Genomic DNA, 14,622 nt, shown 5'->3' with positions numbered 1-14,622 from the left:
AAGGTCAGATATGTAAAAATAATTAAAAACAGTTCAAACTGACATTGCTAAAAGCATAGGGACTGGATATTTCAATATATCCAGTTTCTGTGCTTTAATTATATCCGTAGTTTTCTTGTATGTATATCTGCAAGAATATCAGGAAATTATGAAATAAAAGAGCAATCAGGAGGAACAATGATGAGCGAGAACAGATATGAATTGAATAAGAACCTTGCACAGATGTTAAAGGGTGGCGTTATCATGGACGTTACAACACCGGAGCAGGCAAGAATTGCACAGGAAGCAGGTGCATGTGCAGTTATGGCATTGGAGAGAATTCCAGCCGATATTCGTGCAGCTGGCGGCGTATCCCGTATGAGTGATCCAAAGATGATCAAGGGAATTCAGGAAGCTGTTACAATTCCAGTTATGGCTAAGTGCCGTATCGGACATTTCGTAGAGGCACAGATCCTCGAAGCAATCGAGATTGACTACATCGATGAGAGTGAGGTTTTATCACCAGCCGATGATATCTACCATATTGATAAGACGAAGTTCAAGGTTCCATTTGTCTGTGGTGCCCGTGATCTTGGCGAGGCACTTCGTCGTATTGAGGAAGGTGCATCTATGATCCGTACAAAGGGTGAGCCGGGAACCGGTGATGTTGTACAGGCAGTTCGCCACATGCGTGCCATGAACTCTGAGATCCGTCGTATCGTGGGTATGGCAGAGGATGAGATCTACGAAGCAGCAAAGCAGCTTCAGGTACCGGTAGAGCTTGTACGTTACGTCCATGAGAATGGCAAGCTTCCGGTTGTAAACTTTGCGGCCGGTGGTGTCGCAACACCAGCGGATGCAGCACTTATGATGCAGCTTGGAGCAGAAGGTGTATTCGTTGGATCCGGTATCTTCAAGTCCGGAAATCCTGCAAAGCGTGCAGCTGCTATTGTTAAGGCTGTTACAAACTATCAGGATGCAAAGCTTATTGCAGAACTCTCAGAAGATCTTGGCGAGGCTATGGTCGGAATCAATGAGTCTGAGATTGAGATTCTTATGGCAGAAAGAGGAAAGTAAGATGAAGATAGGAATATTGGCATTGCAGGGTGCATTTGCAGAGCATGAAGCATCTCTGGACAAATTACATATTCCACACTTCGAGATCCGTCAGGCAGACGACCTGCAGGACGATATGGATGGACTTATCATTCCGGGCGGCGAAAGCACAGTTATGGGAAAACTTCTGAAGGAGCTTTCCCTGTATGAACCCCTCAAGGCGAAGATCGAGGCAGGTCTGCCGGTCTTCGGTACCTGTGCAGGCTTGCTGCTTCTGGCAAAGGATATTGACGGAGAGGATGCACTTGGCTTCCGGACAATGAATATCACAGCCCGTAGAAATGCTTACGGCAGACAGCTTGGCAGCTTCTTCGTAGAAGAGGACTTCAAGGGAATCGGAACGGTCGGCATGACATTTATCCGTGCTCCGTATATTGAGAGCGTTGGTGATGGTGTCGATGTCTTGGCGACATGCGATGGCAAGATCGTAGTTGCCCGTCAGGGAAAACAGCTCGTGACAGCATTCCACCCGGAACTGACCGAAGATGTAAAAATTCATCAGTATTTTGTGGATATGATTTCGGAAAACTAAGCAAAAATACGAAAGAACCCTCGAAACAAGGGTTCTTTTTTTATGCCTTCTCTTTAATTGTATTTGCTCCGCACATCTAGTATAATTAAGTGATTTTGGATAAAAATCGGATTAAATATTACACAAGGGGGCAAATATGAGCAAAAGAGAAGACATTAAAAAAGTTCTGATTATCGGTTCCGGTCCAATCATTATCGGTCAGGCATGTGAGTTTGACTATTCCGGCACGCAGGCATGTAAAGCTTTAAGACAGCTCGGCTATGAGATCATTCTGGTAAATTCCAATCCTGCAACCATTATGACAGATCCTGGTATTGCGGATGTGACATATATTGAGCCATTGAATGTGACAAGATTGGAGCAGATTATTGCCAAGGAACGCCCAGATGCGATATTACCGAACCTCGGTGGTCAGTCGGGCCTTAATTTGTGTTCCGAGCTTGCAGCTGCAGGCATACTTGACAAATATAACGTGAAGGTCATCGGCGTTCAGGTAGATGCGATCGAACGTGGTGAGGACCGAATTGAATTTAAGAAAACTATGAACAAACTGGGAATTGAGATGGCGCGCAGTGAAGTTGCCTATTCTGTAGAAGAAGCACTTGCGATTGCAGATAAGCTTGGTTACCCAGTTGTTTTGCGTCCAGCCTATACAATGGGCGGTGCCGGTGGCGGACTTGTCTACAATGTAGAAGAGTTGAAGACCGTCTGTGCAAGAGGTCTGCAGGCAAGTCTGGTAGGACAGGTACTCGTTGAGGAGTCAATCCTTGGCTGGGAAGAGCTGGAGCTTGAGGTTGTCCGTGATGCAAAGGGTAACATGATTACGGTCTGCTTCATTGAGAACATTGATCCACTCGGCGTACACACGGGAGATTCCTTCTGTTCTGCACCAATGCTTACAATCTCTGAGGAATGTCAGAAGCGTTTGCAGGAGCAGGCATATAAGATTGTAGACGAAGTACAGGTGATCGGTGGAACAAACGTACAGTTTGCACATGATCCGGTGACAGATCGAATCATTGTAATCGAGATCAACCCTAGAACTTCCCGTTCTTCTGCACTTGCTTCCAAGGCGACAGGATTCCCAATCGCGCTTGTATCAGCGATGCTTGCAGCCGGACTTACATTGGATGAGATTCCTTGCGGCGTGCATGGAACCCTCGACAAATATGTTCCGGGTGGCGATTATGTCGTAATCAAGTTTGCTAGATGGGCGTTTGAGAAGTTCAAGGATGCGCAGGACAAGCTTGGTACACAGATGCGTGCTGTTGGTGAAGTTATGAGTATCGGTAAGACTTATAAGGAAGCATTCCAGAAGGCAATCCGAAGCTTGGAGATCGGTCGTTACGGACTTGGCTTTGCGAAGGATTTCCATGATAAGACAAAGGATGAGCTGCTTGCAATGCTGGTAGAACCAACCAGTGAGAGACAGTTTATCATGTATGAGGCACTTCGTAAGGGCGCGACAGTTGAGGAGTTATACAACCTGACGAAGATCAAGCATTACTTCATTGAGCAGATGAAGGAGCTTGTAGAAGAGGAAGAAGCACTGCTTGCAAAGAAGGGTGAGACACTCGACAAGGATACAATGGAGCAGGCGAAGAAGGATGGTTTCTCAGACCGTTACTTAAGCAAGCTGCTTGAAGTTCCAGAGGACGATATCCGAAATACCCGTCTTGGCTACGGCATTACCGAGAGCTGGGAGCCGGTACATGTAAGTGGAACCGAAGACCGTTCTTATTACTATTCAACTTATAATGCACCAGACCACACAACAATTACGAACAACAAGAAGATCATGATCCTTGGCGGTGGTCCAAACCGTATCGGACAGGGTATCGAATTTGATTATTGTTGTGTACATGCAGCACTTGCACTAAAAGAGCTTGGATTTGAGACAATCATTGTAAACTGTAACCCGGAGACGGTTTCGACAGATTACGATACATCTGATAAATTGTATTTTGAGCCATTGACACTCGAAGATGTACTTTCGATCTACGAGAAGGAGCAGCCGGTGGGCGTCATTGCACAGTTCGGTGGACAGACACCGCTGAATCTGGCAGCAGACTTGAAGAAGAACGGCGTGCGTATCCTTGGTACATCCCCAGAAGTTATCGATATGGCAGAGGATCGTGATCTCTTCCGTGCAATGATGGAGAAGCTTGACATCCCGATGCCAGAAGCTGGCATGGCAACGAATGTTGAGGAAGCACTTGCTGTTGCTGAGAAGATCGGTTATCCGGTTATGGTTCGTCCATCTTATGTCCTTGGCGGACGTGGTATGGAGGTTGTCAGCGAGCCGGAATCTCTGAAGAAATATATGGCAGCCGCTGTTGGTGTGACACCGGACCGTCCAATCCTGATCGACCGTTTCCTGCGCCATGCAACTGAGTGTGAGGCAGATGCGATCGCAGATGGCAAGCATGCATTTGTACCAGCTGTTATGGAGCATATCGAGCTTGCAGGTGTTCACTCCGGTGATTCAGCATGTATTCTTCCATCCAGAGGAATTCCGGAGAAGCTCGTGGAGACGATCAAAGATTACACAAGAAAGATCGCAGAGGAAATGGGTGTCTGTGGTTTGATGAATATGCAGTATGCAATCGAGAACGACAAGGTATATGTACTCGAAGCAAATCCGCGTGCATCCCGTACCGTACCATTGGTATCCAAGGTATGTGGCGTATCTATGGTGAAGATTGCAACACAGATTATGACAAGTGAGTTAACCGGCAAGCCATCTCCGCTTCCAGAGATGAAGGAAGTAAAGCCGAAGTATTACGGCGTGAAGGAAGCCGTATTCCCATTCAACATGTTCCAGGAGGTTGACCCGGTATTAGGACCTGAGATGCGTTCGACCGGCGAGGTACTTGGACTTTCCACGAATGTCGGCGAGGCATTCTACAAGGCACAGGAAGCAACCCAGACAAGACTTCCGAAGGAAGGCACGGTGCTTTTTTCTGTCAGCCGCAAGGATAAGCCAGAGGTTGTAGATATCGCAAAGACATTTGAGAAATGCGGATTCCACATCGTAGCTACTGGTACTACTTATGAACTGTTGATCGCAAATGGTATTAAGGCGGACCGTATCAACAAAATGCAGGAAGGCAGACCGAATATCGTGGATGCTGTGATGAATGGCAAGATCCAGCTCATCATCAACACACCGGCAACACAGGAAGAGAAGGTGTTTGATGACAGTTATGTCCGCAAGACCGCGATCCGTGCAAAGGTTCCATATATGACAACGATGGCAGCCGCACGTGCAACCGCAGAGGGTATCGAAGCAGTCTTAAAATATGGTGAGATCGGTGTTATGTCATTGCAGGAGATTCATAAGGCAATCCAATAATCGACAAAAAAATGCGGTAAAATTCAAATAAAAAATGTATACTTGTATACATGTAAAAAGGAGGGTGTAAATTTCCATTTACATCTTCCTTTTTTTGTAAGTGTGTATTATAATAGCACTTGGTCACTAAATATAGTATTAAAATAAAAAAGAAAATACTATATTTAGTGTTTGAGAAAGTATTATAAAAGGGAGTCAAATATAAATGGATGCAGTACACACAAATGTAATTAAGAGAAATGGCGAGGAAGTCTGCTTCAATCTTGACAAAATCGTGAATGCGATCACTGCCGCGAACAAAGAGGTAGACCGGTTGCATCAGTTGAACGATTATCAGGTGCAGGCAATCGCCGATAACATTGCGAAACAGATCGAGATCATGACACATGCGATTCACGTAGAAGATATTCAGGATATGGTGGAGACCGGAATTATGGAGATGCGTGGATACGAGGTTGCCCAGAAGTATGTGCGTTACCGGTATAAGCGTGAGCTTGCAAGAAAATCAAACACTACCGATAATGGAATTTTAGCATTGATCGATCATCTGAATGAGGAAGTTAATCAGGAGAATTCGAATAAGAATCCGGTTATTAATTCGACTCAGCGTGATTATATGGCAGGTGAGGTCAGTAAGGATTTAACGAAGCGTATGCTGCTTCCGGAAGAGATTGTGGAAGCACATGAACAGGGAATTATCCATTTCCATGATTCGGATTATTTCGCCCAAAGGGAACATAACTGCGACCTCGTGAATCTGGAGGATATGCTGCAGAACGGAACCGTCATCAGCGAGACGATGATTGAGAAGCCGCACAGCTTCTTCACTGCATGTAATGTCACAACACAGATCGTGGCGCAGGTTGCAAGTAACCAGTATGGCGGACAGTCCTTTACACTTTCCCATATCGCACCGTTTGTTGATGTGAGCCGGAAGAAGATCCGCGAGCAGGTAATCGAGGAGCGGAAGATGTGTGGCGAAGCACTTGACGAGGAAGTAATCAGCAAGATTACAGAGAGCCGTCTGCGTGCGGAGGTAAAAAGCGGAATCCAGACAATCCAGTACCAGCTTATTACCCTTATGACCTGTAACGGGCAGGCACCGTTCGTTACAATGTTCATGTATCTTGATGAAGTCCCGGAAGGTCAGACACGGGATGATTTGGCGATGATCATCGAGGAAGTGCTGCAACAGAGAATCCAGGGTGTCAAGAATGAGAAGGGTATCTGGATTACACCTGCATTTCCGAAGCTTATTTATGTGCTTGACAAAGATAATATTACCGAGGATTCCAAGTATTGGTATCTGACCGAGCTCGCTGCGAAATGTACCGCAAAGCGTATGGTGCCGGATTACATTTCTGCGAAGGTGATGCGTGAGCTGAAAAATGGCGATGTCTATCCGTGCATGGGCTGCCGGTCATTTCCGACATCCGAGGACAGCCAGAGAAATCCGGATGGCACAAGAAAATATTACGGACGATTCAATCAGGGTGTTGTCACAATCAACTTGGTTGATGTTGCATGTTCCGCAGAGGGACATATCGACCGGTTCTGGGAGATTCTTGAATCCCGTCTGGAGCTTTGTCACCGGGCACTTCGATGCAGACATGAGCGACTGCTTGGAACGGTATCCGATGTCGCTCCAATCCTGTGGCAGCATGGTGCACTCGCGAGACTCAAGAAGGGCGAAACCATTGATAAATTACTGTTCAATGGATATTCAACAATCTCACTTGGCTATGCAGGACTTTGCGAGATGTGCGTGCGTATGACAGGCAAGACACATACTTCACCAGAGGGCAAGAAGCTTGCACTCGAAGTAATGCAGAAATTAAACGACAAGTGTAAAGAGTGGAAGGAAGCAGAGAACATCAGCTATTCCGTTTATGGTACGCCGATGGAATCTACGACATACAAATTCGCCAAGTGCTTGCAGAAGCGGTTTGGAATTATCAAGGGTGTTACTGATAAAAACTACATTACGAACAGCTACCATATCCATGTAACCGAACCGGTCAATGCATTCGACAAGCTGAAATTCGAATCCGAGTTCCAGAAGCTTTCCCCGGGTGGTGCGATCAGTTACGTGGAAGTACCGAACCTGCAGGACAATGTGGAGGCGGTTATCTCCGTGATGAAATTCATCTATGATAACATTTTATATGCGGAGTTAAATACGAAGAGCGACTACTGCGAGATCTGCGGCTACGACGGTGAGATCAAGATCGTGACCGACGAGAACGGCAAGCTCGTCTGGGAGTGCCCGAACTGTGGCAACCGTGACCAGAACAACCTGTTTGTAGCTCGAAGAACCTGTGGCTACATCGGAACACAGTTCTGGAATCAGGGCCGGACGCAGGAGATCAAAGACCGCGTACTTCACCTGTAAAAGAATATGAATAAACAAAGGCAGGCGCAGACGATTTCTTATGTTCCTGCCTTGTTTTTTGCAAAATAGCTCTTGCCTAAGCATCGCCAAGGTGCTAGTATGTATGAGTAATTTTGTTTTACGAATAAAATGTATATAAGTTTGCGCATAATTACTAATTCTAAAGCAGACCGTTGAAGCACGCTGGCACTTAATGAGCGACAGCTTCAGCGTCGCGAATTTAGTACCACTGCGTGATGAAGTGAGCGGGAGCGCGTCTGCGTAGAAATAGTAATTATGTGCAAACTTTAGAGACACTATATGTAAAACAAGATGACTCATTAAAAAAGACAAAGGAGATAAGAACATGAAGCCGATCAAAGAAGGAAAAGTTCGCGAGATCTACGACAACGGAGACAGCCTGATCATGGTTGCAACAGACCGTATCAGCTGCTTTGATGTAATCCTGAACAATCAGGTAACAAAGAAGGGTACTGTACTGACACAGATGTCAAAATTCTGGTTTGATATGACAGAGGACATCCTTCCAAACCATATGATTTCCGTAGATGTAAAGGATATGCCAGAGTTCTTCCAGCAGCCACAGTTTGATGGAAACAGCATGCTCTGCCGGAAACTGAACATGCTTCCAATCGAGTGTATCGTAAGAGGCTATATCACAGGTAGTGGCTGGGCAAGCTACAAGGAAAATGGTACTGTCTGTGGCATCAAGCTTCCAGAAGGTTTGAAAGAGAGCGACAAGCTGCCTGAGCCAATTTACACACCATCTACCAAGGCTGAGATTGGCGATCATGACGAGAATATCTCTTATGAGCAGAGCGTAGCACATCTTGAGAAATATTTCCCAGGCAAGGGAGAAGAGTATGCAGCAAAGCTTCGCGATTATACAATTGCACTGTACAAGAAGTGTGCAGAGTATGCACTTTCCCGTGGTATCATCATTGCAGATACAAAGTTTGAGTTCGGTCTGGACGAGGACGGCAATATGGTACTCGGCGATGAGATGCTGACACCGGACAGCTCCAGATTCTGGCCAGCCGAAGGCTATGAGCCGGGACATGGTCAGCCATCCTTCGACAAGCAGTTTGCACGTGACTGGTTAAAGGCAAACGAAGGTCATAACTGGACATTGCCACAGGATATCGTAGATAAGACCATCGACAAATATCTGCAGGCATACAAGCTGTTGACAGGAAAAGATTTATAAGACAAAATGATGCGGCGGCAGGATGAACAGTCTTGCCGCTTTTTTCAGTATAATGCATAGAAATATGGTTGGTGAAGTTGTTCCATTAAAAATCAACCATAAAAATCGAAATCAGAAACGTATAATATATAGCAGGGGTTATGAGGGGACAGGTATATGACAGAACATGAATTTTATGCTGCCATAAAAGGTCTTGCAAAAGGAAATAAAGACATGCTCCGTGCCATCTACGACGCGTATGGGCGGCTCATCTATACGATTGTCTACGATGTCGTAAAGAACCGGGAGGACGCGGAAGATGTGACGTCGGAATTCTTTATCAAGCTGATCCGGGTAGCGGGTACCTATCAGAAGAAGACATCGCATCGGGCATGGTTGATCCAGATTGCAAGAAATATGGCAATCGATCTGCTGCGGAAGCGTGGGCATGAATATCTGTTGCACGAGACAGAAGATGCGCCACAGGATCAATTAGAAGAAGGCGGGACGGTGGAGACGGCATCTACCGTCGAAGAACATGTGGTATTGGCAGAGGATATGCGGCAGGCAATGCAGACGCTTTCCGACCGGGAACGGGAAGTGCTGGATTTGAAGCTGGTTGGAGATCTCAAATTCCGGGAGATCGCAAAGACTTTAGGACAGCCGCTTGGCACGGTGACGTGGCTGTACAATCAGGGAATCAAGAAATTAAGGAGGTGTCTGAGAGAGTATGGAACAACAGAATAAATTAACCGAAGAAGAAAAAGCATATCAGGCACTTCGCACACAGGATATGCAGGACATGCCGGATCTGTGGAGCCGGATCGATGCGGGTTTTGAGGAGGAAGTAACAAAGCAGAAAACAGCTCGGAAAAAGAGAAGAACCAGACAGTTTGTACTGGTGGCAGCAGCAATTCTGATCGTGATCATTGTGGTGCCGGTAGGTATCAGTTCGATGCGTAAATCAAATATGAAGGAAATGAAAACAGAAACGGCAGCAGATATGCATGTGACAGAGGCTGGCAAGGATGAAATGGCAGATGAGGCAGCGGCGGCAGATAGTGCACTGCCGAACATTGCAGATCAGACAGTGCAGGCAGACAGCGAAATTCAGGAAAGCGCAGATGCGAGCGTGAACCATATGGATGGCAATGGAGCGACGGAGGCACAGACGGATGCGGCGATAGCTGCAAATCAATCAGGAAACCAGGCTTCCGAAGAACGTAATGATGGAAATAATCAGATGAGCTATCAGACAATCACACAGGTGATTCTCACGCAGTATGATGCACAGGGAAAAATCGTTCAGCAGTTTGACAGCGAAGATACAGACGGTGCGATCGACAAGGTACAGTTTTTGCTAGAAACGTATCAGGTACTGGACTGGAAACCGGTGGATATGATAAAATCTGACATGCCATATTACCTGATGGAACTGAAACTGCAGGATGGATCGAGTGTTGCAAATGTTTATTATGAAGCAGAAAATACGGAAGGAAAGACCGTTGCAGATCTTATGACTGAATTACAGAAAATGAAAGAAATAAAAAAATGATGAATTTCATGCAACCTTTTTACCGGATATAGAGTGTTATATATGGAGCAAAAGAGTTCCCGCCGGGTAAAACTATGTCCGGTGCGGGGAGATAATTAAGGAGGACAGAGAATGGACAACAATCAGAACCAACAACCAAATGGCTATGGAATGCCACAGCCGAATATGCAGGCAGGAATGCCGGGACAGACACCACAGCCTGGCTATGGTACACCAGGCCAGACACCACAGCAGGGCTATGGAATGCCGGGGCAGGGAGTGCAGCCGGGTATGCAGGCAGGAATGCCGGGACAGAACGTGCAGCCGGGATACGGCATGCCACAGCAGCCAGCCGGTGGGAATCAGCCGCCAAAGAAAAAGAAAACCGGACTGATCGTCGGCTTGATCATTTTAGCGGTAGTATTGATCGGTGGTGGCATCTTCGCATTTATGAAGTTTGGCAAGAAGGATGGAAAAGGAAGCAGTAAGGATGCAGAAGCGGCGAAGCAGACAGTTGTGGATTTCTGCGAAGGTATGAAGAACCGGGATATGGATGCAATCGTAGATGCATATTATCCGGATCTCCAGTCCAGTGTAGCGGACAATTTCTACACATCGAATGGTGTATCATCCGAAGATGAATTCTGGAATCATTATGATACTGTATTTGGCGGATACTCATTTGCATATACAGCATCTGACGCAGAGAAGGTATCAGATTCCAAGAGACAGAGCACACTGGATATCGTCAATGCGGCATATAGTTTATCTCTGGATGCAGACACCATGTATGAAGTGGACACAGAGGAGACATACTCTGGTTCCAACGGGAAGATGGTACTGGCTGAGCAGATTTACCTGATTGAAGATGATGGTAAATGGTATGTGATCTACGCAGAGTCTACACAGAAGGAAAACACACTTGTAGCAGCTGACACAGAAGATACAGAGGAAGATACAGAAGAGGTAACAGAGGAAGAGACGACTGAAGCAACAACCGAGAGTGCAGTCAGCACAACACCGGTAAATGCAGATGGCTTTGACTGGGAGAATATGCAGTTTACAATGCTTGGAAAACCTTATAACCTTGCAACACTTACCTATGACGATATCTTAGCAATGGGTTATTCCATTGAAGATGATTACCTCGAGGAGGAACTCGAAGACAATCAGTATTCGATGAGCGCCCGTGCAGAGGCTGCCGATGAGTCAGATATGTATATCCGTTTCAAGAACTTTACCGGTGGCGGAACAAAGAAGGTTCCGGATTGTGAGATTCTTGGAATCGAGCTTAGCCGTGATGATTTTGATAACAAGTATGATGCAGCACTTGGAAATGGCATCACTTTTGGCATGACACCGGATGAGGTAAAGGCGGTCATGGGCGAGCCGACCGATAGTTATACGAGCGATACGAGTGATTACATGACACTGACATACGAAGAAAATGATGATGCATACGCAAGCAGCGTGGAATTCACATTCCAGGACGGTGTGCTCACGAAGTTCGATATGGAGAATTACAACTAAAATCGTTTCATGGAGGAATCAAGTTGGAAGACCATGCAGGGATTGCACAACTTGTTGAGATGTATGCATCGATGATCTACCGCATCGCATATACGCGGATGCAGAATGTCGCCGATGCAGAGGATATCACCCAGGAGGTTTTGCTCAAATATCTGAAAGCGGACAAAACCTTCCGGGATGAAGAACATCGAAAGATGTGGCTAATCAGAGTGACAGTAAATACAATTAAATCAAATGTGACAAGTGCGTGGCGAAGACATACGGTTGCCTTAGATGATGTAACAGAACCTTCGTACGAGGCGTCAGACCTGCCGGTATTGAAAGAAAAGGTAGAGAAGCTTCCGGAGCGCTATCGACTGCCAATGTTTCTTTATTACTATGAAGAGCTATCGGTAAAGGAGATTGCACATGTGACAAAAAGTACGGAGGGAACAGTGAAGTCGCTTTTGAGCAGGGGGAGAAAGATGCTCAGGGACGAATTGAAGGAGGATGACTATGTCTGAGAACATGAAGAAGATATATCAAGCGTATGCTGATTCGATTGCACCCGCACCGGACATGCAGGAACGCCTGAAACGGCAACTGTATGCGGAAATGCAGGGAGAACGCCCCAGGAAACGAAACTATGGAAGAGGGCAATTCTCCCGGTGGTTGGTTGTAGCCTGTGTGCTGTTCCTTGTGAGTGGTGGCTGCTTGATCTATGCGGTAATGGGCACCTCCAGGCAGACAGGGAGGGCAGACGGCCGCTGGATCATCGGAGCTGACACAGGCGGAACGCGTCTGCTGGGAGAAAAGAATGTGGCAGATACGGATATCGAACGATATCCGGAGAAAGAAAAGCCATGGATTCTGCAGGAGATGCTGGAACTCGATTCTGTCATAGTGTTTTGCAACACGGAAGATGGCAGTGGGGCAGGAAAGCAGATGCGCATGTCGGAGGATGAACTCTGGTCATTGTGCGAATCACTGCAGAGTGCAACAATCTGTGAGGACATAACGCCCGATGCAATAGCAAGCGAGTCAGCAGTCCGCTATCAGGTACTGATACAGTATAAGCCATTTATCAGTTTTACGGTTTATGATGGTAAGTATTTACAAATCGAGGACGAAACTACGATTTATAAAATAAAAAATTAAAAAGTACCATAAAAAAGGAATCCTCCTTCGTATCTTATATAGAGGCTTTTGAAAACAAAGATGTATATAAGATCGAAGGAGGATTTTTTATGAGAAAACGAATTTTAGCAATGGCGTTAAGCATCTGTATGGCGGTGACTGTATGTGGATGCGGGAACAAAAAAGAAGCAGATGAAACGCAGACAGGAAAGACAGACGTAACAGTTACGGGAGAAGATACAGTTCCTTCCGGTGATGTGGCAGAGGAAGATAATGAAATGCAGGTGGACGGAATTATACAGGAATCTGCAGCCAATATGGCGACAGCAGATTGCGAATCCGGTTTTTATGATGACTCTCTCCAATGCCCGGATACAGAAGAGTGGAATACAAACGAATATTCCTACACAGACGAAAATCCATGGATGAACGTGCAGACCTCACCACTTTCGACTTTTGCCGCCGACGTGGATACAGCAAGCTATACACAGATCCGGAGTGCAATCGAAAATGGCTACGACATTGATCCGTCGATGGTGCGTATCGAGGAAATGCTCAATTATTTCCATTATGATTATCCGCTCCCGAAAGGCAATGAAAAATTCGCCGTGTATACCGAGTATGCGGATTGTCCGTGGAATAAGGATACAAAGCTTGCCTTAGTTGCCATGAATACGCAGGCAATCGATTTCAAGGAGGCACCGGCGTCCAACCTCGTGTTTCTGATCGACGTGTCCGGTTCGATGTTTGACGATAATAAGCTGCCGCTTGTGCAGCAGGCTCTTACCATGCTGGCAGAGAATCTGACCGAGAAAGATCGGGTATCTATCGTGACATATGCTGGTTCGGACGAGGTTGTCCTGCAGGGTGTAAGCGGAGACGACTATCATGAAATCTCCTCTGCGATTGAAGGTTTGGAAGCGTATGGAAGTACAAATGGCAGCGCGGGGATTGAGACAGCGTATGCACTTGCTCAGAAATATTTCATCAAGGGTGGAAACAACCGCGTGATTCTCTGTACCGATGGAGACTTAAATGTCGGGCTGACCAGTGAGGGACAGTTGGAGAAGCTGATTACCGAGAAGAAGGATAGCGGTGTATTCTTAAGCACTTTTGGCGTCGGCTATGGCAATTACAAGGACAACAAACTGGAGCTGCTTGCGGACAAGGGAAATGGAAACTATGCGTATATTGACTCGATGTTTGAGGCGAAGAAAGCATTGGTCGATGAGCTTGGAGCCAATATGGTGACGGTTGCAAAGGATGTGAAGCTGCAGGTGGAATTCAATCCGGCGCAGGTGAAAGGCTACCGATTGATCGGATATGAAAACCGTGTGATGGCGGCAGAGGATTTCGCAGATGATACAAAGGACGGCGGCGAGATGGGAGCCGGACACAGCGTGACTGCGCTTTATGAGATCATTCCGGTTGATTCGGAGATGGAGCTTCCGAAGACAGACTTAAAATACGGCGAAGCCGCGCAGGTTGTAACCTGTGGAACCGAAGATTACACCGATGAATTATTTACCGTCAATATTCGCTACAAAGAGCCGGACGGCGAGGAGAGCAAATTGGAATCCTACCCATGCAAGACAGAAAACTACAACAAAGACGGCTCTGATAACCTGCGCTTTGCAGCCAGCGTCGCCGCCTTCGGAATGCTCTTGAAAGACAGCGAATATTCCGGCAGTGCAGACCTTGGCATGGTGTACACGCTTGCCAGTTATGCAGCCGGATCGGATGAATACAAGAAGGAATATCTAAGTTTGGTGAGAAACTATGGAGAGAAGCAGCCTGGATTCTCCGAGGATATAGTAGAATAATTGACGGTTTCAAATCATATAGAGAAAGATATTACAAACATAATTATATCAACACAGGT

At 46.3% G+C, this 14,622-nt stretch carries 11 protein-coding genes; all 11 read left to right on the top strand.

Annotated features, from left to right (window positions below; genetic code table 11):
* The first annotated feature begins 180 nt into the window (after nt 1–180).
* The 11 genes from pdxS to H9Q76_RS10155 all read left to right on the top strand — a co-directional run bounded on the left by pdxS (nt 181) and on the right by H9Q76_RS10155 (nt 14,563).
* Nucleotides 181–1,056: a pyridoxal 5'-phosphate synthase lyase subunit PdxS gene (gene pdxS, locus H9Q76_RS10205; RefSeq protein ID WP_021986400.1), complete on the top strand. Its 876-nt coding sequence runs from the start codon at nt 181–183 to the stop codon at nt 1,054–1,056.
* A gap of 1 nt (nt 1,057) precedes the next feature.
* Nucleotides 1,058–1,627: a pyridoxal 5'-phosphate synthase glutaminase subunit PdxT gene (gene pdxT / locus H9Q76_RS10200; RefSeq protein WP_249321053.1), complete on the top strand. Its 570-nt coding sequence runs from the start codon at nt 1,058–1,060 to the stop codon at nt 1,625–1,627.
* A 136-nt stretch (nt 1,628–1,763) separates the two neighbouring features.
* On the top strand, nt 1,764–4,982 hold the full coding sequence (gene carB, locus H9Q76_RS10195) for a carbamoyl-phosphate synthase large subunit (protein ID WP_117780536.1): 3,219 nt from the start codon (nt 1,764–1,766) through the stop codon (nt 4,980–4,982).
* Between the two features lie 205 nt (nt 4,983–5,187).
* The gene (gene nrdD / locus H9Q76_RS10190; RefSeq protein ID WP_118671577.1) at nt 5,188–7,374 is read left to right on the top strand and encodes an anaerobic ribonucleoside-triphosphate reductase; all 2,187 of its coding nucleotides are present in this window, start codon (nt 5,188–5,190) and stop codon (nt 7,372–7,374) included.
* Nucleotides 7,375–7,720: 346 nt separating this feature from the next.
* Nucleotides 7,721–8,581 carry a phosphoribosylaminoimidazolesuccinocarboxamide synthase gene (locus tag H9Q76_RS10185; protein ID WP_117780534.1) on the top strand — a complete coding sequence of 287 codons (861 nt, stop codon included), beginning with the start codon at nt 7,721–7,723 and terminating at the stop codon, nt 8,579–8,581.
* A 156-nt stretch (nt 8,582–8,737) separates the two neighbouring features.
* Nucleotides 8,738–9,307 carry an RNA polymerase sigma factor gene (locus H9Q76_RS10180; protein WP_117780533.1) on the top strand — a complete coding sequence of 190 codons (570 nt, stop codon included), beginning with the start codon at nt 8,738–8,740 and terminating at the stop codon, nt 9,305–9,307.
* Entirely contained in the window at nt 9,291–10,115 is an 825-nt protein-coding gene (locus H9Q76_RS10175; RefSeq protein WP_118671576.1) for a hypothetical protein, read from the top strand. Before H9Q76_RS10180 ends, H9Q76_RS10175 begins: the two co-directional genes overlap by 17 nt.
* Before the next feature lie 111 nt (nt 10,116–10,226).
* Nucleotides 10,227–11,624: a hypothetical protein gene (locus tag H9Q76_RS10170; protein WP_249321052.1), complete on the top strand. Its 1,398-nt coding sequence runs from the start codon at nt 10,227–10,229 to the stop codon at nt 11,622–11,624.
* A 23-nt stretch (nt 11,625–11,647) separates the two neighbouring features.
* Nucleotides 11,648–12,127 (top strand): RNA polymerase sigma factor, encoded by a 480-nt coding sequence (locus H9Q76_RS10165; protein WP_243100414.1) that lies wholly within the window; start codon nt 11,648–11,650, stop codon nt 12,125–12,127.
* Nucleotides 12,120–12,761 carry a hypothetical protein gene (locus H9Q76_RS10160; RefSeq protein WP_118671574.1) on the top strand — a complete coding sequence of 214 codons (642 nt, stop codon included), beginning with the start codon at nt 12,120–12,122 and terminating at the stop codon, nt 12,759–12,761. The genes H9Q76_RS10165 and H9Q76_RS10160 overlap by 8 nt, the downstream gene beginning before the upstream one ends.
* Before the next feature lie 89 nt (nt 12,762–12,850).
* Nucleotides 12,851–14,563 (top strand): vWA domain-containing protein, encoded by a 1,713-nt coding sequence (locus H9Q76_RS10155; RefSeq protein ID WP_243100413.1) that lies wholly within the window; start codon nt 12,851–12,853, stop codon nt 14,561–14,563.
* The last annotated feature ends 59 nt before the right edge of the window (nt 14,564–14,622 follow it).

The organism is Wujia chipingensis (assembly GCF_014337155.1).
Taxonomy (GTDB): Bacteria; Bacillota; Clostridia; order Lachnospirales; family Lachnospiraceae; genus Coprococcus_C; species Coprococcus_C hominis.
This window is presented reverse-complemented; position numbering and strand designations above follow the sequence as displayed.